The following is a 21,092-nucleotide window of genomic DNA, read 5'->3' on the forward strand; positions in this document are numbered from 1 at the left end:
CGGCTTTTACGTCGAAGAAATCATTAATCAGATATGGGGAAAGTTCACGCGCTCTCACCCTTTGTCAAGTCAAATGGTCCTTGAAATACCCTCCCCCCAAATGACTGCAACAGATACTATCGACGTTGAAACCAAATAACCAGTGGAGTCGCTATGCTGAATGAAATCGCGTCGGGTGCGGCGCCGCTGTCAGCAAGCCACACCACCGAAAGCTTGTCGCCGTGGTGGCGACGCGCAGCACTCATCACCATGGCGTTTGGTTTTGCGGTGCTGATTCTGCTGACGACCAAGGTTTATACCGACGCGCCCCCTATCCCCGACCAGGTGATCAGCTCCACGGGGGCTGTGGTGTTCACCGGAAAAAACATCAGCGACGGACAACTGGTGTTTCTCAAATATGCGCTGATGGACAACGGCTCGATATGGGGGCACGGTGCTTTGTTGGGCCCTGATTTTTCGGCCGAGTATCTGCATACCCTGGCGCTGCACAGTGCGACGAGCATCGCCCAGCAGATCTATGACACCCCGCTCGAACAGCTGGCCCCGGCGCAGCGTGCTATGGTTGAGGCAGAAGTGCGGACTGCGCTGAAGGACAATCGCTACGACCCGCAAACCAGGGTGCTGACCGTGGGGCCGGCCTATGAGGCCTGGTTCCAAAGCCGACCCAGCGTGTGGATTGAGTATTTTTCCAGTCCTGTGAAGAACGGTGGTTTGAGCGCAAAAACCATCAGCGACCCGGTTGAGTTGAGACAACTCAGTGCCTTTGTTGCATGGACCGCGTGGGCTTCAAGCGCTAATCGACCGGGCACAACGCATTCATACACCAACAACTTCCCCTATGACCCGGTCGCGGGCAACACGCCGACGGCCAACGCCTTACTGTGGAGCGCCTTGAGTCTTATCTTCCTGCTCGGTGGAACCGCCGCCGTGCTGCTGGCATTCGGGAAGTTTGACTATCTCGGTTGGAAGGCCAGACCCGGTTATTTGCACCCCAAGATATTGGGTGCACAGGTCACCCCAGGCCAGCGCGCAACGCTGAAATATTTTGCTTTGGTAGCCTTGCTGCTGCTGGCTCAAACCCTGGTTGGTGGTGCAGTTGCGCACTACCGCGCCGACCCTGGCACTTTTTATGGGTTTGATCTGGCCGCCTGGTTCCCGAGCAATTTGCTGCGCACTTGGCATTTGCAACTGGCAATCTTTTGGATTGCCACGTCTTATGTCGCCGGGGCACTCTTTCTGGCAGCAACGCTGGGCGGCGGTGATCCGGCCGGGCAGAAGAAAGGCATTGATGCTCTTTTCTTGGGGCTGGTAGTGGTCGTCGTCGGTAGCCTGCTGGGCGAGTGGGCGGGCATGCGCCAGCTTTTGCCCGATCTCTGGTTCTGGTTTGGCCATCAGGGATGGGAATACCTCGAACTTGGTCGCGCCTGGCAAATACTGCTGGCCGTAGCGCTGTTGTTCTGGTTTGGCTTGCTGGTTCGCGCACTGCTGCCAGCTTGGCGCGACCCCGAGAGGCGCGAAATTGCCGGCCTCTTTATGTGCGCTGCAGTGGCGATTCCTGTTTTTTATCTTCCCGCCATGTTTTTCAATGGCACTACTCATTTTTCAATCGTTGACGCGTGGCGGTTCTGGATCATCCATCTTTGGGTAGAAGGCTTTTTTGAGTTTTTCGTGACCGTGATGGTGGCCATCATCTTCCTGCAGTTCGGTGTGGTTACGCGTCTCACGGCAACACGGGTCATTTACCTCGATGCCATTCTTTATTTCGCCGGCGGTTTTATCGGGACTGGGCACCATTGGTATTGGACCGGGCAGACCAGCCTGAACATGGCGTTGAGTGCGCTGTTCTCTGCGCTTGAGGTGGTTCCGCTGACGCTCATTACGCTGGATGCATGGGACTTCGTCAGGCTATCCAGGCCTGGCTCCGATAGCACGCGCGAGCGCGTAGAGGTACCTCATAAGTGGACTTTCTATTTCCTCATGGCAGTGGGCTTCTGGAACTTCGTCGGAGCCGGCATCATGGGGTTTCTCATCAACCTGCCCATCGTCAGTTACTTCGAGACCGGCACGCTACTGACCATCAACCATGGCCATGCCGCCATGATGGGCGTCTTCGGCATGCTGGGCATTGCCTTGATTGTCTTTGCCATCAGGCAGACTGCAGACGAAGCGCTTTGGCGCACTCTTGAAAAATACATATGGGTGGGCTTTTGGGGCCTCAATGTCGGCCTGTTGATGATGGTGGTTTTCAGCCTGTTTCCCGCTGGCGTACTGCAACTGATGGATGTGCTGGATAACGGCTACTGGCACGCCAGAAGCCTGGCTTATACCGGCAGTGATCTTGCGCGGCTGTTGGAGTGGAGCCGCATGCCTGGTGACACGGTGTTCATCGTTTTTGGCGTGATCCCCATCGCTATTGCCGCCGTGCGCGCTTATCTCGCGGCCAGGAAAACGCCCCGAGGTGCCGGCGCTCCAATTCTTTAGCGTGAAGACTAGGGTTTACGCTCATTCGCGCACTGCTGCAGATGCTTCACCAACAGGCTGGACGCGGTTGGAAGTTCTGCGTGGGCGCGCACGCAGATGCCCAGTTCGCGACGAGCCCATGGCTCCGCGAGTTTCACTTCGCAGATATTCAGGCGCTTGACGAAAAGCCGCACGAGATGGCGCGGCGCAATTGCGATGCCAAGGCCGGCAGACACCATCAGGCACAGGGCGTCGTAGCCCGTGACCTGCACGCGCAAACGGATCGTCCGACCAGTTCGCACGGCGGCCTCCGTGAGTTGGCTATTGATGGCGCTGCCGGTGCGAAGTCCGAAAAAATCCCAATCGAGCAGGTCCGTCAGATGGAGGCTCTTATGCACAGCGAGCGGATGGTCACGCCGGAGCACGACAGCCAGCTCATCCTCCTCATAGGGCCGCGTTTCGATGTCATCCCCGTGAGGCTGGCGTGTGTAGATGCCGACATCGGCCGCATTCTCCGCCACTGCCTTCATCGTGACTGCACTATTTCGCTCCTCGAGGTGAAGTTGGATCTCGGGATACTCCTCGGCGAACCTCGCGAGATCCCCAGGCAGGAACTGGGTGATGGCAGAGATGTTGGCAAACAGTCGAACCTGGCCGCGTGTGCCGCTCGCGTAGTCGAGCATCTGGGTGTGGACCTCGTCGAGCGAGTGCAATGCCTGGCGCGCCAATCGCAACAAGGCGATCCCTGCGACGGTCGGCTCAACGCCCTTGTGGCTGCGCGTAAGGAGCTGTGTACCAAGCGTGATTTCGAGTTCGGTGATGCGCTTGCTGATGGCTGCGGCTGCGATGTGCCCGCGTTCGGCTGCCTTGCCGATCCCTTGCTCCTCGACGACTGCAATGAAAAGCTTCAGAGATACCGGATCTAGTTTCATCACACTAGTCTACAACTCGGTTTTTCTTGTCATGCATTGTGAATGCCATGACGCAGAAGGTGGCCCTGCTCCAGAATTGAGAAGCTTCCAGCGCACGATTTATGCAGCCTTTTTCGAGCACCGAAAATCCACAGTGATGCACGCCAGGAACTTCATAGGTCCATTGTGGTCAACAGGCGGCAAGTCCACGATGTCCTTGAGAGTATCTCCAATGGCTGGTTGTGATTCGAGGCTTGCCCGCCACCATAAATCGGATGAGAAATGTATAGCTGACACGTTGGTTGACCCTGATGACAATCTAATTCTTTTGTGCTACAAAGTTTTAGGTTAAAAAAAACAACCTCAAGGAACGCATGGCTGCCGTTCAAATTAGGGGGGTCGAAAAGCATTTCGGCGCAACCCATGTCATTCGCGGCGTGAACATCGACATTGAGGACGGCCAGTTCACCGTGCTCGTGGGCCCGTCAGGCTGCGGCAAATCCACCCTGCTGCGCATGATTGCGGGCCTTGAAGAAATAGGCGGTGGAGAAATCCTCATTGGCGGCAAAGTGGTGAACAACATGATGCCCAAGGAGCGCGACATCGCGATGGTGTTCCAAAACTACGCGCTCTACCCGCACATGACGGTGCGCGACAACCTGGCCTTCAGCCTGATGCTGACCAAGCAATCCAAGGCCATGGCCGATGAACGGGTCATGAAGGCCGCCGACATCTTGGGCCTGGTCGATCTGCTCGATCGCTTCCCGCGCCAGCTGTCCGGCGGACAGCGTCAGCGTGTGGCCATGGGTCGCGCCATCGTGCGAGACCCCCAGGTGTTCTTGTTCGACGAACCCCTGTCTAACCTTGATGCCCAGTTGCGGGTACAGATGCGCACCGAAATCAAGGAACTGCATCAGCGCCTTAAAACAACCTCTATCTATGTGACGCACGACCAGATCGAGGCCATGACCATGGCCGACAAGATCGTTGTGATGCGCGACGGCATCGTGGAGCAGACCGGCTCGCCGCTGGAGTTGTACGACCATCCGGTCAACCGGTTTGTGGCAGGCTTCATCGGCTCGCCAGCCATGAACTTTCTGCCAGGTGTGCTCAAGCGCAGCGCCGGCGCCGCCACCGTCGAGTTCCGTGATGGACTGTCCTTGCCCGCACCGATCCATGCGGGCGGCCAGGACGGCCAGAAAGTAATTTACGGCACACGGCCCGAACACATCGATCTGGCCAGCGCGGGTGACGGCATTGCGACCGTGGTGCTGATGGTCGAGCCTACGGGAGCCGACACCCAGATATTCACCAAGATCGCCGGCATCGAGGTCACCAGCGTGTTTCGTGAGCGCCATGCGTTCAAGCCCGGTGAAACCATCCGCCTGCGACCCGACCTCGCCCGCGCCCATTTGTTTGATGCTGCCAGCGGAATGCGCTTGGCAGGCTGAGTGCTTGACTGCGCCGAGCGGCGCCCGGTTTTTGTTGCTTGACCCAAACTAAAGGAGACATCCATGTCCGATTTAAATCGTCGCAAATTCCTCAAGAAAACATCGGCAGTCGCCGGTGCCGCCGCGGTCGCACCCATGCTCTGGTCCGCAGCGGCTCAGGCACAGTGGAGCAACCAGCCCGAAAAAGGCGCCAAGTTGCGAGTGCTGCGATGGAGCCAGTTCGTGCAGGGCGACATCGACGCCTACATGGTCAACGTCAAGAAGTTCATCGACAAAACCGGGATTGAAGTGCGCGTCGACAGGGAAGGCTGGGAAGACGTGCGCCCGAAGGCCGCGGTCGCAGCCAACACTGGCGCCGGCCCCGACATCATCCTGTCGACCAACGACGACGCCAACCTGTACCCCGAGAAGTTGCTTGATGTGACCGATCTGTGCGAATACCTCGGCAAGAAATACGGCGGCTGGTATCCGGTGTGTAACGCCTTCCTACGCCCCGACGGAAAGAAGTGGATCGGTGTGCCGCTCGGTGCCGCCGGCTCGATGATGGTCTACCGCGAGAGCATGTTGAAAGCGGCGGGCTTCGACAGCTTTCCGAAAGATACCGACGGCTTCCTGAAGATGATGAAGGCACTGAAGGAAAAGGGAACGCCCGGCGGCATGGCGCTGGGCAACGCAACTGGCGACGGCCTGTGGTGTAACTGGCTCATATGGGCCTTCGGCGGCAAGCTCGTCGACATCAACAACAAGGTCGTGATCGACAGCCCCGAGACGATCAAGGCGCTCGAGTATGGCAAAGAGCTGTACGCCAATTTCATCCCCGGCACCTTGTCGTGGCTCGATCCGAACAACAACAAGGCCTTTCTGGACGGACAGATCAGCGTCACCAACAACGGCATCTCGATCTACTACGCGGCGAAGAACTCGCCCGACCCTAAGTTGAAGGAGATCGCACTCGACATCCAGCACGCAACGTACCCGATCGGCCCGGTCGGCGTGCCAACCGAGTCGCAGCTGTACTTCAACCAGATGATCATGAAGTACACCAGGTATCCGAAGGCGGCCAAGGAATTTCTGCGCTTCATGATGGAGCAGGAACAGTACGACCCATGGCAAACGAGCGCCGGCGGCTATGTCGCGCCGCCGCTCGAGGCCTATGCGAAGGGCGCCATCTGGACCTCGGACCCGAAGAACACGCCGTACCGCGATGCGGTCAAGAACATGCGACCGGCCGGTTACGCCGGCAAGCTCGGCTATGCATCGGCGGGCGCTGCGGCCGACTTCATCGTTGTCAACATGGTGGCCGAAGCGGCGAGCGGCGCGAAGACGCCGAAAGAAGCGGCGGAGCGAGCGCAAAAACGCGCCGAGCGCTATTACAAGGTCTGATGATGCGTGCTTGTTGACGCCCAATTCACCTTGGGTCTAACAACCCCGGTTGACTGGGCGGCCAGTCTGAGTTGCAAGATAACTGGCTTTTCTCTTCACGGCAGGACTGAGTGAACTTCATCATGCTGCAAAAACTGCAAAACAACCGCAACGCCCTGGGCTTGATTTTCATGCTCCCGGCTACGGCATTGCTGGTGCTGTTCCTGACCTATCCGCTCGGACTGGGCATCTGGCTGGGCTTCACCGATGCCAAGGTCGGACGTCCCGGTGCCTGGATCGGTCTCGAGAACTACAAGTTTCTGCTGGGTGATAGTGTCACCCAACTTGCCTTGTTCAACACGCTTTTCTATACGACGGTCGCGTCTGTGCTGAAGTTCTTTCTGGGACTCTGGCTCGCGATCCTACTGAACCGCAACATCCGTTTCAAGACCTTCTTTCGCGCCGTCATCCTGCTGCCATACATCGTGCCGACGGCACTGTCGGCAATCGCCTTTTGGTGGATCTACGACTCGCAGTTTTCGATCATCAGCTGGGCGCTGGTCAAGATGGGGCTGATCGACCACTACATCGACTTCCTCGGCACGCCGTGGCACGCGCGCTTCGCCGTCATCGCTGCCAACGTCTGGCGCGGCGTGCCCTTCGTGGCGATCACGCTGCTGGCGGGCCTACAGACGATTTCACCCTCGTACTATGAAGCGTCGGCGATCGACGGTGCCACACCATGGCAGCAGTTCTACCATGTCACGCTACCGCTTTTGACGCCGATCATCGCGGTGGTGATGACCTTCTCGGTGTTGTTCACCTTCACCGACTTCCAACTAATCTACGTGATCACCCGCGGCGGCCCGCTGAATGCGACGCATTTGATGGCGACCCTCGCATTCCAGCGCGCGATCAATGGCGGTGCGCTCGGCGAAGGCGCGGCGATTGCGATCGCGATGGTGCCGTTCCTGCTCGCTTGCATCATGTTCAGCTTCTTCGGTTTGCAACGCCGGGCCTGGCAACAGGGAGGGGCCGACAAATGAGCGGCACCACCGAAGCCGACCCCGGCGGCATGAGTTTTCTAGAATCGATACCGCGCCGCGCGGTCACGGTGTATCTGCCTCTGCTCGTTTTCCTGTTCGTGCTGCTGTTCCCGTTCTACTGGATGGCCATCACGTCGGTGAAGCCCGACGCCGAACTGCTCTCGCGCGAAGGCAACCCCTTCTGGGTGATTGAACCGACCCTAACGCACTTCCACAAGCTGCTATTCGAAACCTCATACCCCGCATGGATGTGGAACACGGTACTGGTATCGGTCGTGTCGACCGCCTTCTCGCTTGCGGCGGCAGTTCTCGCAGCCTATGCAATCGAACGTTTGCGCTTTCGCGGCTCCAAGCACGTCGGGCTGGGGATCTTCCTCGCCTACTTGGTGCCGCCAACCATTCTATTCATCCCGCTGGCCAACGTGGTTTTCAAACTCGGGTTGTTCGACACGCGCTGGGCGTTGATCCTGACCTACCCCACCTTCCTGATACCGTTCTGCACATGGCTGCTGATGGGTTACTTCCGTTCGATTCCGTTCGAGCTTGAGGAGTGCGCGCTGATCGACGGTGCCAGTCGCTGGCAGATTCTGGTCAAGATCGTGCTGCCGCTGGCGGTGCCAGGGCTGATCTCGGCCGGTATCTTCGCGTTCACGCTGTCGTGGAACGAGTTCATCTACGCGCTGACCTTCATTTCGTCGTCGGAGATCAAGACGCTGCCGGTCGGCGTTGTGACCGAACTGGTGCAAGGCGACGTCTACCAATGGGGTCCGCTGATGGCGGGTGCCTTGCTGGGCTCCTTGCCCGTGGCCATCGTCTACTCATTCTTCGTCGAATACTACGTATCCGGCATGACGGGCGCGGTCAAGGAATAAGACCGCACAGCTTCAAGGGTAAGGTTAATCGTAGACTGCATGCTTGGGACGGGTTTATCCCCGTATGGAAAACATCACTCTAAAAGGAGTGAGAAGCCATGTTGACGCGACATTCTGGCGTGCTTCTGTTTGCTGCGACGGTGGTTTGCATTTCAGTGTTGGTCAAACAGTGTTGTTCCCTCAAGTTCCCACGGGCCGCGTGGACACGGTTAAAGTCTTTGACTATAGTCAGAGTGCTGAGTAAATCTCCCTGAGCAAACCCTTAGGTTTCCTCAGGTGCCTTGCCTCAAGTTCGCGTAACTGGCACGCAGCAATACTCCGATCTGAAGACTGGCTCAAACGACCTCGCGAGCATCCGACAGGTGTGGGGACAGTCTAGAGAGGAAGATCGTTTAAGCGAAACTTGACCGGACGCTGCGTATGCTGACGTTGAGCAGCTTGGGTGCATCGGACTGAGTTACCGCAATTGCGGTATTGGCGCGTGATTGGCAACCCCTTAGCACCCGATCCGGCCGCGGTTGCGCCATCACGCTGACGTGATCGCCGTAGATGAAGGCTGGTGCGACTGGCCTCGAAGTCGGAAGCCATCGCGTTGTCCAGCGATTGATTCGTTCGTCATGATGTCTTTTGGCTGGCGGCGTTCTTGAAACGCTCTTACATCCGCCGTTACATCGAAAATGAAAAAGGCCAGAATGCTATTGTTTTAATAGCGTCACGGCCTTGCTGTTGTTGGTGCCGGAGAGATGAATTGAACACCTGACCTTCTCATTACGAACGGCTCCTAGACTGTCCTCGCCTCTGAGGTCATAACGCGTAATTCCATTTTTTTGCTGTCATCGAGCAACACTGGAGTTACGAGAATGCTCTTATTGGCTCGTGCACATGTCCAACGCGGTTTTTATTCGGACCATTCCGTGCCAGTCATGCCATTCTCCTCGATGAAGATGCCATAGTCCTCACGGGCTCGACCGGCAGGCTGCCCGGCGCACCGAATGGCCGCTTCGTACCCCAAGCGTGCCGCCGTGACCGACCGCTGACTGGTACTCCACCCAATCCATTTGGATTGCCAGAAAGGTGCCGCCGTCGGATGCCCGCTTCCGCTGCGAAGCGGTCCCTGGCACCGAAGGATCGTGAGGCTGCGTTGGGCCCTGAGCTAACCATGAGCTGAGGCAGAATGCGGCCACGAGCAGGCGTTCGCGAAGGGCGGCTTTCCGGTGTTCCACTTGATCACGAGACGAGGTTTCGACGCAACTCATCGAGCAACCATCGTCCCCGCCACGCCGAGCGCACGATCACGTCGGTGCGCCGCGTAGATCGTCAGACCTTCTGGAGGCGTCGGATCTTCGTGAATCTCGATCGCCGTGAGTGCCCCTGCGGCGATCGACGTCGCCACGAGGTGCTCGGGCATGCGGCACCAACCGAATCCCGCTAACAGGAAATCGAATCGACGACCGAGATCGACAAATCGCCAAAGTCGGGGGGCCGGCCACGCCGTAATTTGCGCTGCCCGGGTCGACTGGATCCGACAGGACCAATTGGACGTGCGGCGCGAGGTCGCTCTCGGTCGCCGGACGCCCCAACGAGGCGAGCGGGTGACCGGGCGCGACGACCGCGCGCATGGGCGCGCGCAGCAAGGGATAGGCGGCGATATCCTCAGGGACGCCAGGCAGCAGCAAGCAGAGGGCCATGGCCGCTGAACCACCGCGAAGCCGCCGCAATGAGCCGCCCAGCCCTTCGGTCGAAAAGTGCACCGGGAGATCGGGAAAGGTCTCGCTGAGCGCGCGTAGGCTGTCAATCAGCGGTGCGGTCGGCACCAGGGGATCGATCGCGATTGTCAAATCTGGTTCTACACCTGCCCGCGTGCTGGCTGCAACGGCCTCGAAACGAGTGGCGCTTGCGAGCACCAAGCGGGCTTGATCTACCAACACGCGACCCACTTCGGTCAGGCGGGGGCGGTGCCCTCGGCGGTCGAACAGTTCGACGCCTTGGAGTCCCTCAAGATTGGCGACGGCTTGGCTGATCGCCGACTGCGCGCGCCTGAGTTCGCGGCTGGCAGCTGAAAAACTGCCCGCGTCAGCGATGGTCACGAGGACACGCAATTGGTCAAGGGTGAGGCTGCCTATCATTATCCATCTCCAAAACAGATGGAAAGTATCTTACTTTTATCTCTTCCCTAGAAGCATGGTGGCGCCTAAATTACCGTCACCGGCTCCGCTTGTTACTTTGAAATTTGCTAGCCGCTGAACCTTTTGCGGCCCATCCACCGGCAGCCCGCGTATCGCTCACCTACTCCGAAAGAAAGAAACTTCCGATGACCCAGCTTCTCGTTGTTGAGACCAGCCCGCGCGAAGGGCAGTCCGTCTCGCGTCAAATGACCCAACGCTTCCTTGCGACATGGCGCACAGCACATCCGGGAGATCACATCGTGCATCGCGATCTCGTCGACTCCGGGCTCTCATTCGTCACGGCGCCCTGGCTGCAGGCTTATTTCACACCGCCCGCAGATCAATCGCAAGCGATGAAGGAGGAGCTTCGACTGTCCGATGAACTGGTCGCCGAACTGCTCGCGGCCGAGCACCTTGTCATCTCGACGCCGGTCTACAACTACAACGTCCCGGCCTCGCTCAAGGCGTGGGTGGATCACATCGTGCGCAAGGGCGCGACGCTCGGCTTCGACGGCCGGGGTCTTGTCAAGGGCAAGAAGGCGACCCTGCTGCTGGCCTCGGGCGGCGTCTATACCGAGGGATCGCCTATCCAGGATCGCGACATCGCGACGCAATACCTTCGGCTCATCCTCGGCGTTATCGGCATCGAGGACGTCACCGTGGTGGCGGGTGGCGGGGCGAAAGCCGTCGACCTGCATGAGCAGACGATGGATGGATTCATCGCTGCGCTAGAGCCGCAGATCGACCGCGCTGCGAGAGTTGAAATCACCCGCCAATCCTGAGCCTGGCCTGGCGTCAGGGTTTTGCAGGCATTCTGGGCGTCGTTGTTCTGGTGAGCGCTTACAGGCGAGCGACTCGGCGGCCCTGAAGTCGGATTCGGGCCCAACGCAGTCTTCTGCCAGGCGGGTGCCGACGACTGCTTTGCAGCGTTTGCTGGCATTCGCCACCGGCAGCTTTCGGGATGTCGAATTTTTATGGTTGAATTGCCAGTCTGCGGTCGGTCGTGGCGGCCTGGGAACTGCGCGGCTGGCGCGTGTGCCCGTGGCAATCAGCAAGCGGACTAAGAAGGCGCTTGCTATTCCGCTACGTCACGTCTACGGACCACTGGAAGGCGCCATGAATAGCGTAGGGAGAGCAGGCGGATTGCAACGCAAATCAAGGCCCCTAACCAAGGCGTGACAGCGAGCCTCCACTCCATGAGTTGTCCAAGCACTTGGGTGGCGGATCCGACTAACGCCGCAACCGCGTAAATTTCTTTCTCCAGAATGATGGGCACGCGGTTGAGCATCACGTCTCTTGCGACGCCGCCGCCGACTGCGGTCACCATGCCAAGAATGATGGCAACCTCGACGTTGTGGCCAAACAGCAGCGCCTTGTGCGCGCCAATGACGGCGAAGAAGCCCAACCCAAGCGCGTCAAAGAAAACAATTGGGTGCCTGAGGTGCTCAATGACTGGACGCGCCCAGATGGCCATCCCGGCGGCCAAGGCCGATGTCGCAAGGTAGCGCCAATCAGAAATCGCGACCGGCGGTAGCGAGCCAAGGCACAGGTCTCGAACAAATCCGCCGCCACAAGCTGTCAGGTAGCTAATGGCCAGGACGCCAAACAGGTCGAGCCTTCTTTGCCCGGCGGCGAGAGCACCGCTGACTGCAAACGCGAAGGTGCCCAGCAAGTCGACCAATACAAAGAGGTTGTGTTCCATCATGCCTGCGACGAAGGGCCGAGCCAGGCCGAGGTAGCGGTCAGCATGGCGTGCAGGCCCGTTTCCAGCGTTGGGTGAATCACCGGTGCGAACTTGGGCGAATGATTGCTTGGTATCTTGTTGACTTGTTTGGCCGCCTTGGCTTGTGCATATATGCCAGGGTCGGTCCCTCCGACGAACCAAAAGACGTAAGGCACATTCCAGGTCCGGCCGAAGACGCTGAAGTCTTCACTGGCCGAGGCGGGTGCCGCTTCGTAGGTTTTGTCGCCAAACTGGGCCTTGAAGGCATCGGAAACCTGACACGTGGCAGCGGCATCGTTCTCGGTCAGCGGGTATTGGCTGAGCGTGGTGAACTCCGGTGGTCGCTCGGCATTGGACGCATCGCTCTCCGCGCAGCAGATTCGCTTGATGGATGCCAGCATGTACTCGCGCACGTCCTCGTCGAAGGTGCGCACATTCAGCTTGAGGGTGGCTTCGTCGGGGATGATGTTTTCTTTGGTACCCGCTTGCAGCGAACCAATGGTAAGCACGGCGTTATCCATCGGCGAAATTTCACGCGAGACGATGGTCTGCAGGCGCAGCGTCGTGGAAGCGGCCATGATGACCGGGTCAACGGAAGTTTGCGGCTGTGAACCGTGCGAACCGCGCCCGAACAGCTTGATCTTCAGGCTGTCTCCTGCTGACAAAATAACCCCCGGGCGGTAGCCGACCGTGCCGCTAGACCCCACCATAACGTGCTGGCCCAAAATAATGTCTGGCTTGGGAAAGCGTTCAGCGTCCCAGTCGTCAACCATGCTGCTGGCTCCGCGCCCAATCTCTTCACCCGGTTGAAATACCACCATGGCCGTTCCCTTCCAGGCGTCGCGGTGCTCTGCAAGGACGCGCGAAACACCCATCAGCCATGTCACATGCATGTCATGCCCGCAGGAATGGGCAACGTCGACTTCGACGCCATCTTCATCTTTGGCTTTGGCCGTGCTGGCATAGGGCAAGCCGGTATTTTCGGCCATGGGCAGCGCGTCCATATCCGCGCGGAGCATCACCGTAGGACCCTCACCATTGCGCAATACCCCAATGACACCTGTGATGCCCACCTCGCGTGTCACTTCAAAGCCCAACGCCTCAATGTAGTCTGCCGCGACCTTGGCGGTTCGGACCTCCTGCATCGACAGCTCCGGGTGCTGGTGAAGGTCCTTGTAGATAGTTTCAAGTTCCGCCAGCAGCTTGTCGCTGCAGCCCTGCAGCGCTTGAACGAGCGAGTTCATGGAAAACCTCCGAACGTTAGATATTCAGTATGCTCCATGCAGTTGCATTCGCCAAGAGTCGCTCCATGGGCTTGTCTTACGTAAGGCGTAAGGCGCCCGCCGTAGCAATGCCCAGTGCCTCGCGCACATCGCTCAGCAGTGGGGACAGCCCCTGACAGCGTGGCACAAGCTGATGCCCAGCAGCACGAGTCCGACGAGGACGGCGGTCCGACCGTTCCACAGGCTGGGCCACGATTGCGCCGACTCATCCGGCCGACCGAAGATGCGGACGGGCGGATGTCAGCGTTGGTCATTGTTATGACGCGGCTTTGGAATCGCCATTAATGGGAAACATCTGGCCTGAGATGGTGCGGGCGTGAGGGCCTGCAAGGAAAACCTTCACATTCGAGGCGGCCTGTTCGATCAACCTGGCGACGACGTTTGGCTTTGACACGTAGACCGCATGGCTACCTCCGGTTTCCATAACGGTAGCGCCGGCACGTTTGGACATGAGGCGTTGCGCCGGCGGCGGAATCATCTTGTCGTCGGTCGCGACCAGGTACCAACTCGGCTTTGACTGCCACGCCGGATTGGAGACCGCGCCGCCGAGTGCATCCACACCCCAAGGCACTTGCGAGTTGGCCATGAACGCCGCGGTGTCACGGTTCACGTCTGCGGCGAACGAGGCGGCAAACTTCGATTTGTCGAGCAGCAGGAAACCGTCTTGCGGCGGCAGGATGGGCGGCACCGGCGCGCCAGGTTGCGGATCCTTGATCAGTGTGTTGACGGACTCGCCTTTGTCGGGCGCGAACGCGGCAATGTAGACCAGGCCCGTGACCTTGTCGTCATTCCCGGCCTCCGTGATCACGACCCCCCCATAGGAATGCCCGACCAGGACAACAGGTCCGGGTTGTGCCGCAATCACACGCCTGGTGACCGCCACATCGTCGGCAAGTGAAATCGTTGGATTCTGGACGATGGTCACGTCGTAACCATCCTTTTTCAGGATCTTGTAGACACCTTCCCAGCCCGACCCGTCGACGAAGCCGCCGTGCACGAGAACGATGCTGGGCTTGGCCGCATTGGCAGGCGTTGCGGCCGTCGCGCCGCCGCCTGCGGCAAGCAGTGCTGCGCTCATGACGACGGAGACGAATTTGGAGGACTTGAACATGGACATTTGAAACTCCTTACGGCGCGCCCTGGCGCGCTGAAACACAAGAGTGCGATGGAGGAAGGCCTTTGAAAGTCGCACTCAAATCTTTCAATGGTGAATTAAATTTAAATATAAATAGTTTAAGTGTCAACTATCAGTTTGTAATTTATTGTTCAATATTGGATGAGTCAAGCACCCAATCCCGGTCAGAGTGGCCTTGACCGCATCGTCCAGCGGGGTGTGCGGCTCGTGGCCGAGGAAGTCGATCAGACGACGGTTGTCCATGCGCACTTCCTGGCGCCACAGGTAGCGCATCTCCAGTAGTTCACAAAAGGTGAGCACGAACGGCGACGCCAGCCGGACCAGCCGCCATGGGAACGCCTTGAGCTTGGGCAGGGCGTGCCCGTGCTTAACCACGGCGCGTTGAATGGCCTTGCCCAGTTGGGATCCGTCTGCGTCCCAGTGCCCCGCCATGTGGAAAGCGGCGAACGGTGGGAGCGCCTGCCGCTGCGCAAGCAACTGCACCATCGTGCGCGCCACGTCAGGCAGGTAGGCGAACTGGTGGCCCACACCCGCGTCACCCGGCAGATGGACAACGGACACGGGGCGGCCGGGCTTGACCATGCCCTGGGTGAACCAGCTATTGCCAGCCTTCGGTCCAAAGAAGTCACCGGCCCGCACGACGATGACGCGCACCGCGCCGCCTTGTGCCGCTACCACCATGCGGCGTTCCAACTCAACCCGGATGGCACCCTTGCGCGTTTCGGGGTGCTGCGGGGATGCTTCGGTCAGCACGGGAAAAGCGTCGGGCCCGTAGTTGTAGACCGTTCCCGGCAGGACGATAGTGGCGCGGTGCGCCGTGGCAGCGGCAATGGTGTTGTCCAGCATGGGCAGGAGCAGTTCCGACCAACGGCGGTAGCCTGGGGGGTTCACCGCATGCACGATGACCGAGCAGCCGCGGGCCGCTGACATCACGTCGGCACGGTGCAGCGCGTCGCCTTCCACCCAGTCGATGCCATCTTTGAGCCCGGTTTCATCCAGGCCGCGCTTCATGGCGCGCACGTGCCACCCCGCGTCACGCAGCTGGCGGGCCACCTCGCCACCTATGCCCCCGGTCGCGCCCAGTACGAGAACTGTGTTCCTAATTTCCATCATCACTCTCCATGTGTGTTGCAGTGGAGCGAATTTTGGGCGCAATCTGGTAGAAAATAAATTGCCTAATAATGAACTGCCACCATACAATTTTGTATGACTATGCAAATCGGCTGGGAGCTCTATCGCACCTTCCTCGGGGTGCTGCAGGAGGGCTCGCTGTCGGGCGCGGCCCGCGCTCTGAATCTCACCCAACCCACGGTGGGCCGCCATGTCTCCGCACTAGAGGAGGCGCTGGGTTTGGCGCTTTTCACGCGCTCGCAGGCGGGCCTGCTGCCTACCGATGCGGCGCTGGCATTGCGCAGCCATGCCGAGGGCATGCACATCACCGCGGCGTCGCTGGAGCGCGTCGCGCGCGGATTTGGCGAGGGCGTGCGCGGCACGGTGCGCATCTCCGCCAGCGAAGTGGTGGGCGTTGAGGTGCTGCCGCCTATCCTGGCCGCGCTTCAGCAGGTGCATCCAGACCTCAAGGTCGAACTGGTGCTTAGCAACAAAATTCAGGACCTGGTGCGCAGGGAGGCCGACATTGCTGTTCGCATGACTTCCCCGCAGCAGGAGGTGTTGCTGGCCACGCGGGTCGGCAACGTGGTGCTGGGACTGCATGCGCACAAGGCCTATTTGGATCGACGGGGCAGCCCCGCGTCCGTGGCCGAACTGACGCAGCACAGCTTGATCGGCTTCGATCAAGAAACACCTTTCTTGCGTTCTGCGCGGTCGCTCCTTTCGCCCTGGACACGCGACAACTTCGTCCTTCGCTGTGATAGCGATCTCGGTCAGATGGCGCTCATGCGAGCCGGAGCAGGTATCGGTATATGCCAAGTCGCGCTTGCCAAGCGCGATAGGGATTTGGTGTGCGTATTGCCGCAAAAATTTTCATTTGAACTGGCCACATGGGTTGCGATGCATGAGGACTTGCGTGGCAGCCCGCGATGCCGAGCCACCTTTGATGCGCTCGTCCGAGGGCTCCGGCTCTACGTGAGGTGAGCCAGACGTGATGCCACGGAGGAAGTTTGATCAGTACTGCCTCAAATTCCCATTGAAAACAGCACTCTGATCACTTCGCCCGAGAATCCAAGAGCTGGACGGATCATTTGGGTGAAGCGCCCCCCTGCCGCGCGTAGTGACTGGGGGGTTGCCCCACATAGCGACTGAACGCAGTGCTAAATGTGCTGGCCGAGCTGTAACCGACGCGTTCGGCCACCTCTGCCAGTGCGAAGTCGCTGCGACTGAGTAGATCCTTCGCGATTGCCATTCGCCAGGCAAGCAGGTACTCCATGGGCGGCAAGCCCACGGCGCGCGAGAAGCGCTCGAAGAACGCTGACCTCGACAACGCCGCTTTCTTCGCGAGCTCAGCAACCGTCCACGAGCGTGCAGGGTCGCCATGCATGTGCCGCATCGCTGCGGCCAGCCGGGTGTCCGCCAACGCGCGCAGCAGCCCCGGTGGCGCACCTTCACTTGGCGCCCCGCGCAACGCTTCGACAAGCAGCACTTCGATGAGTCGTCCCAGCACAAGCTCGCGACCGGGTCTCTGCGCTATGGATTCTTCCCTGACAAGCTGCACCAGCAGCGGGAGCCGCCCGATGCCGCGCACGTGCAGCAAGGTGGGCAGCAGCGAGACCATCAATGCCGCATCAGGCGAATCAAAGTCGAAGTAGCCGCCAAGCATGCGCACATCGGGCGGGCCTTCACGCGTCCCGTGGCGAATCTCACCCTCGGGCGGCGGCTGCAGCTTGGGGTCGAGAAAGACGGGAACCGCTGGAGCAAACCCGGACAGGGTGAACCCGGGAGTTGCCGGCATGAGCCGGAAATCGCCAGCGACAAGCGTGAGGGGCTCTTGCCCGTCAACGGCAAGAACGCATTCGCCCTCGAGCATTGTGCAGAAGCTTGGCTGGCCGAAGTCCGAGTAGCGGACAGCCCACGAACCGGCGCCGCTGATCACCTTCGAGTACACAGCACGCGGCCTAAGCAGCGAGATGACTTCCGCGAGCGGGTCAACCATGACAGGACTCCTGCAAACGAATGATGGACTGTGGATTGTGGTAAGTCCTGCTTGTAATCGATATCGTTACGCCACCTCAATCCCAACTCATAAGGAAACCCTATGAAAACCGTACTGATCACTGGCTGTTCGTCTGGCTATGGCCTGGCGACTGCCCGCCACTTCCACGCCCAGGGCTGGAACGTCATTGCCACCATGCGAACGTTGCGAGCTGATGCGCTGCCCGCCTCCGAGCGTCTGCGCCTGCTGCTGCTCGACGTGACCAAGCCTGAAAGCATCGCCGCCGCAATCGAGGCTGCAGGACCTATCGATGTCCTCGTGAACAACGCCGGCCTCGGCCTCTTCGGGGCGTTCGAAGTGACTCCGATGGCCACGGTGCGTGAGATTTTCGAAACAAATACCTTCGGGATGATGGCAATGGCCCAGGCCGTGCTGCCGCAGTTCCGGGCTCGTCAATCGGGCTTAGTGATCAATGTCACCTCGACAGTGACGATGGCTCCGATGCCATTGGTGGCGGCGTACACCGCAAGCAAGACCGCGATCAAGGGCTTCACCGAATCGCTCGCGCTCGAGCTGGCCGCCTTCAATGTTCGCGTGAAGCTGGTAGAGCCGGGTTACGGGCCGGGCACCAGCTTCACGGCAAATGGGGCAGAGCGCATGCAAGGTTTGATTCCCGATACCTATACACCGTTTGCACAGGCCGTTTTTTCAGCGCTGGGGAACCCGACTGCAGTGACCACCGGAGCAGATGTGGCTGAAGCGGTGTGGCGCGCCGCGAATGATCCGACCGACAAGCTCCGGTATCCGGCTGGTGCTGACGCGATCGCGCTATCACAGAAGCAGTGAACGATGGCTGGCGCCATGTGACCTCTGTGTCGCATGGTGACGCCAGCCTGTAACGCGCCGTTCCACAGACCTGTCTCCGTTCCAGGCCGCAACTCGCCGGACGGCATCTTGCCCCAAGCGGACTTTGTAGATGGTTCTCCTGGGTTGCATGCCCCAAATGTCCTGCGGCTGTTCATTTTCGAGCCGCTCGATTTCACCGGACCGCTACCGTTTCAAGGTGTGAATCTCTCGTCGCTCTGCCCACTTCAACATCGCGTCCAGGGCAGGGCATAGTTCCTGACCCCAAGGGGTCATGCGATAGTCAACTTTCGGCGGGACCTGCTGATGCACGGTGCGCTCAACGATGCCATCAGCCTCCAACTGTCGTAGCTGCTGGGCAAGCATTTTCTGTGAGATACCGGTCACGCGCTTTTCTAAATCGGAAAAACGCTGAATTTGCCCGCCAAACAGGTAGAACAGGATGACGAGCTTCCACCGCCCTTCCAGCATGCTGAAACATGCTTCGACATCGATGGCTGCGCTGAGTGGGGTGTAGGTCTTGCGTTTAGCCTTGCGCGAGGCACTTACCTTTTGGTTGGTACTATCCATTGAGTGAGCATAAGCCCAGAATGGCTGCATCGCAACTCCCATCGAGCAATACCATGACCCATCACACCCCTGAAGCCGTGACACACTACCTTGCGTCCAAAGGGAATCCAGACAAGTCCCAATTGGCCAACTGTTTCCACAGCAATGCGCTTGTGCTTGACGAAGGCAGGACGTTCCGTGGTCTGGAAGCCATCAAAGCCTGGCAACTAGCGGGAGAAGCGAAATATCAATACAGCCTGAGGCCGCTCGGCGTGTCCCATATTGGCGATACCCTGAAACTTCTTGCAAGGCTGAAGGGCAACTTCCCGGGAGAGGTTGCCGACCTGATGCATGTCTTCACTCTCAAGGATGACCTCATCGTGTCACTGGAAATCCGTAACCCGGTCGAACTCGAAGGCCGCCGGGCGCTTGTAACGGGCGGCACCAAGGGGATTGGCGCGGCAGTGGTTGAACAGTTGACGCGGGCGGGTGCAACCGTGTTGACGACGGCTCGCTCGTGCCCAGCGGATTTTGGAGAAGCTGCATTCGTTGCTGCCGACATCACGACCGTGGCAGGGTGTTCCGCGATTGCTCAGGCCGTAAAAGAGCAGTTGGGGGGCGTTGACATTCTGGTGCACGTCGCGGGCGGCTCGTCTGCGCCGGCAGGTGGCTACGCAGTGTTGGACGAAAACGAATGGCAGAAGGCGTTCGACCTCAATCTGTTTCCGGCGGTTCGCATCGACCGAACCTTGTTGCCTGACATAGTGGCCCAGGGCGCGGGTGTGATTGTGCATATCACATCCATCCAGCGGCAACTACCACTTGCTGAGGCAACCACAGCGTATGCCGCAGCGAAGGCGGCGCTTTCAACTTACAGTAAGAGCCTGTCCAAAGAAGTCAGTCCGAAGGGAGTCCGTGTGGTTCGCGTGTCACCCGGCTGGACTGAAACAGAGGCGGCGGTAGGCCTCGTCAACGAGATTGCGCGAAATAGCGGGACGGACTATGAGGGAGCCCGTCAGTCGTTGATGAACTCGCTTGGAGGAATACCACTAGGCAGGCCTGCAAAACCCAAAGAGGTTGCGGACCTTATCGGGTTTCTTGTGTCCAGCCGCGCAGCATCCATTACTGGTACGGAATATGTCATCGACGGCGGAACTGTTCCAACTGTTTGAGACTTGACAGTGTTGCTTCAGGTCTCCGGCAACCGCAAGCTCGTGGTGATGCCATAAAGCGAAAGCAGACCAAGCATATGCCCAATCGCAACGCCCGGCTCGCCGGACTCGATGCGAGCAATTGTTTGAACGTGGACGCCTAGGCGGGTCGCCGCGGCGGCTTGCCCATCGCCTGCGGCCATGCGGGCGCGTTTCGCCGCGGCCCCCATGTCCTTGATGGCCTGCACTGTATCGCTGCCAATGTCCGAAGATATTCGCTTGCCTTGAGTCATTCTTGGATTGTCTCTGCAAAATGGCTTGTGGAGTGCACACAGTCGATAGCGCCGGACTCCTCGTTTCCATCGCGAAAAGGTCGTAGTCACTGGGACGAAAGACCGTTTTTGGCGGCGGATTCAACCGGTCGATGCCAACGTCGGGTATGAAGCCTGCAGCTTGAATAGCCCTATGTCGGAAGTCACTCTTCAGCAGGCAGCGAATTGGAACTGCTTCACAGCCCGGTGTTGGATGAAACCCGCCTCCAGAAGCTCATTCGCATGAAAATAGGCCTCCAGCCCTTGTCTACTGGGTACGAGTAGCTATTAAAACAAGAGCGCTTTTGATGCCAGCCACCGTCAGCAGCAACGAGCCGAACAGGTGCAGCGACGCCGTGCCCAGGGCGACGGCGTAACGTTCTTGTTGCAGCAGGCCTATGACTTCGGCGGAAAAGGTGGAGAAGGTGGTCAGCGCACCCAGGAAGCCGGTGACCAGTAACAGACGCCAGAGCGGGTCCATGTCCGGCATGGACTGGAAGGTCGCCACACACACACCGATGAGGTAACCGCCCAGCAGGTTGGCGGCCAGCGTGCCCCAGGGCATCAGCCCGCCCGGGTTGAGCCAGAGCCCCAGGCCCCAGCGGGCCAGCGCGCCTATGCAGGCGCCCAAACAGATGGCAAGGACAGAAAGCATGGCAGAAGGTGCTGTAGACAAGAGCGGCAGCCTGGCTTGACTTGG

Annotated in this window: 19 protein-coding genes; 9 read left to right on the forward strand and 10 right to left on the reverse strand. The window is 59.3% G+C overall.

Going from position 1 to position 21,092, the window contains the following annotated elements:
* Window positions 1–153: 153 nt before the first annotated feature.
* Complete coding sequence (locus tag ACHMXK_RS07940) at window positions 154–2,481, forward strand: nitric-oxide reductase large subunit (RefSeq protein WP_397439219.1); 2,328 nt, start codon at window positions 154–156, stop codon at window positions 2,479–2,481.
* Between the two features lie 8 nt (window positions 2,482–2,489).
* On the opposite strand, the gene ACHMXK_RS07945 is transcribed toward ACHMXK_RS07940, so the two are convergent.
* Window positions 2,490–3,392: a LysR family transcriptional regulator gene (locus ACHMXK_RS07945; protein WP_397439222.1), complete on the reverse strand. Its 903-nt coding sequence runs from the start codon at window positions 3,390–3,392 to the stop codon at window positions 2,490–2,492.
* 353 nt (window positions 3,393–3,745) lie between these two features.
* On the opposite strand from ACHMXK_RS07945, the gene ACHMXK_RS07950 reads away from it, so the two are divergent.
* From ACHMXK_RS07950 to ACHMXK_RS07965, 4 genes are all read left to right on the forward strand, one after another.
* The gene (locus ACHMXK_RS07950) at window positions 3,746–4,822 is read left to right on the forward strand and encodes an ABC transporter ATP-binding protein (protein WP_397439224.1); all 1,077 of its coding nucleotides are present in this window, start codon (window positions 3,746–3,748) and stop codon (window positions 4,820–4,822) included.
* A 63-nt stretch (window positions 4,823–4,885) separates the two neighbouring features.
* Window positions 4,886–6,205 carry an ABC transporter substrate-binding protein gene (locus ACHMXK_RS07955; protein ID WP_397439225.1) on the forward strand — a complete coding sequence of 440 codons (1,320 nt, stop codon included), beginning with the start codon at window positions 4,886–4,888 and terminating at the stop codon, window positions 6,203–6,205.
* A gap of 122 nt (window positions 6,206–6,327) precedes the next feature.
* The gene (locus ACHMXK_RS07960; RefSeq protein ID WP_397439228.1) at window positions 6,328–7,230 is read left to right on the forward strand and encodes a carbohydrate ABC transporter permease; all 903 of its coding nucleotides are present in this window, start codon (window positions 6,328–6,330) and stop codon (window positions 7,228–7,230) included.
* Complete coding sequence (locus ACHMXK_RS07965; protein ID WP_397439230.1) at window positions 7,227–8,102, forward strand: carbohydrate ABC transporter permease; 876 nt, start codon at window positions 7,227–7,229, stop codon at window positions 8,100–8,102. Before ACHMXK_RS07960 ends, ACHMXK_RS07965 begins: the two co-directional genes overlap by 4 nt.
* A gap of 1,292 nt (window positions 8,103–9,394) precedes the next feature.
* On the opposite strand, the gene ACHMXK_RS07970 is transcribed toward ACHMXK_RS07965, so the two are convergent.
* Entirely contained in the window at window positions 9,395–10,228 is an 834-nt protein-coding gene (locus ACHMXK_RS07970) for a LysR family transcriptional regulator (RefSeq protein WP_397439232.1), read from the reverse strand.
* 185 nt (window positions 10,229–10,413) lie between these two features.
* Here ACHMXK_RS07970 and ACHMXK_RS07975 point away from each other — a divergent pair, with 185 nt between their 5' ends.
* Window positions 10,414–11,049, forward strand: a complete 636-nt coding sequence (locus tag ACHMXK_RS07975; RefSeq protein ID WP_397439234.1) for an FMN-dependent NADH-azoreductase — start codon at window positions 10,414–10,416, stop codon at window positions 11,047–11,049.
* Between the two features lie 293 nt (window positions 11,050–11,342).
* Here ACHMXK_RS07975 and ACHMXK_RS07980 read toward each other — a convergent pair whose 3' ends face one another.
* The 4 genes from ACHMXK_RS07980 to ACHMXK_RS07995 form a co-directional block, all read right to left on the reverse strand.
* Window positions 11,343–11,972, reverse strand: a complete 630-nt coding sequence (locus ACHMXK_RS07980; protein WP_397439236.1) for a trimeric intracellular cation channel family protein — start codon at window positions 11,970–11,972, stop codon at window positions 11,343–11,345.
* The gene (locus ACHMXK_RS07985; protein WP_397439239.1) at window positions 11,969–13,234 is read right to left on the reverse strand and encodes a M20 family metallopeptidase; all 1,266 of its coding nucleotides are present in this window, start codon (window positions 13,232–13,234) and stop codon (window positions 11,969–11,971) included. Before ACHMXK_RS07985 ends, ACHMXK_RS07980 begins: the two co-directional genes overlap by 4 nt.
* A 295-nt stretch (window positions 13,235–13,529) precedes the next feature.
* Window positions 13,530–14,390, reverse strand: a complete 861-nt coding sequence (locus ACHMXK_RS07990) for an alpha/beta hydrolase (RefSeq protein WP_397439241.1) — start codon at window positions 14,388–14,390, stop codon at window positions 13,530–13,532.
* 123 nt (window positions 14,391–14,513) lie between these two features.
* Window positions 14,514–15,518 carry an NAD-dependent epimerase/dehydratase family protein gene (locus ACHMXK_RS07995; protein ID WP_397439243.1) on the reverse strand — a complete coding sequence of 335 codons (1,005 nt, stop codon included), beginning with the start codon at window positions 15,516–15,518 and terminating at the stop codon, window positions 14,514–14,516.
* Between the two features lie 96 nt (window positions 15,519–15,614).
* Between ACHMXK_RS07995 and ACHMXK_RS08000 the strand changes: the two genes are divergently transcribed.
* The gene (locus tag ACHMXK_RS08000) at window positions 15,615–16,502 is read left to right on the forward strand and encodes a LysR family transcriptional regulator (protein ID WP_397439245.1); all 888 of its coding nucleotides are present in this window, start codon (window positions 15,615–15,617) and stop codon (window positions 16,500–16,502) included.
* A 103-nt stretch (window positions 16,503–16,605) separates the two neighbouring features.
* Here ACHMXK_RS08000 and ACHMXK_RS08005 read toward each other — a convergent pair whose 3' ends face one another.
* Window positions 16,606–17,517, reverse strand: a complete 912-nt coding sequence (locus tag ACHMXK_RS08005; RefSeq protein WP_397439247.1) for an AraC family transcriptional regulator — start codon at window positions 17,515–17,517, stop codon at window positions 16,606–16,608.
* A gap of 102 nt (window positions 17,518–17,619) precedes the next feature.
* On the opposite strand from ACHMXK_RS08005, the gene ACHMXK_RS08010 reads away from it, so the two are divergent.
* Entirely contained in the window at window positions 17,620–18,363 is a 744-nt protein-coding gene (locus ACHMXK_RS08010; protein ID WP_397439249.1) for an SDR family oxidoreductase, read from the forward strand.
* 204 nt (window positions 18,364–18,567) lie between these two features.
* On the opposite strand, the gene ACHMXK_RS08015 is transcribed toward ACHMXK_RS08010, so the two are convergent.
* Window positions 18,568–18,951: a winged helix-turn-helix transcriptional regulator gene (locus ACHMXK_RS08015; protein WP_397442474.1), complete on the reverse strand. Its 384-nt coding sequence runs from the start codon at window positions 18,949–18,951 to the stop codon at window positions 18,568–18,570.
* A gap of 326 nt (window positions 18,952–19,277) precedes the next feature.
* Between ACHMXK_RS08015 and ACHMXK_RS08020 the strand changes: the two genes are divergently transcribed.
* Entirely contained in the window at window positions 19,278–20,102 is an 825-nt protein-coding gene (locus ACHMXK_RS08020; RefSeq protein WP_397442475.1) for an SDR family oxidoreductase, read from the forward strand.
* A 17-nt stretch (window positions 20,103–20,119) separates the two neighbouring features.
* On the opposite strand, the gene ACHMXK_RS08025 is transcribed toward ACHMXK_RS08020, so the two are convergent.
* Both ACHMXK_RS08025 and crcB read right to left on the reverse strand, forming a co-directional pair.
* Complete coding sequence (locus tag ACHMXK_RS08025; protein ID WP_397439251.1) at window positions 20,120–20,374, reverse strand: helix-turn-helix domain-containing protein; 255 nt, start codon at window positions 20,372–20,374, stop codon at window positions 20,120–20,122.
* Between the two features lie 286 nt (window positions 20,375–20,660).
* On the reverse strand, window positions 20,661–21,047 hold the full coding sequence (gene crcB, locus ACHMXK_RS08030; protein WP_397439254.1) for a fluoride efflux transporter CrcB: 387 nt from the start codon (window positions 21,045–21,047) through the stop codon (window positions 20,661–20,663).
* Window positions 21,048–21,092: the final 45 nt, after the last annotated feature.

The sequence above is a fragment of the Polaromonas sp. UC242_47 genome (assembly GCF_044452385.1).
Taxonomy (GTDB): Bacteria; Pseudomonadota; Gammaproteobacteria; order Burkholderiales; family Burkholderiaceae_C; genus Polaromonas.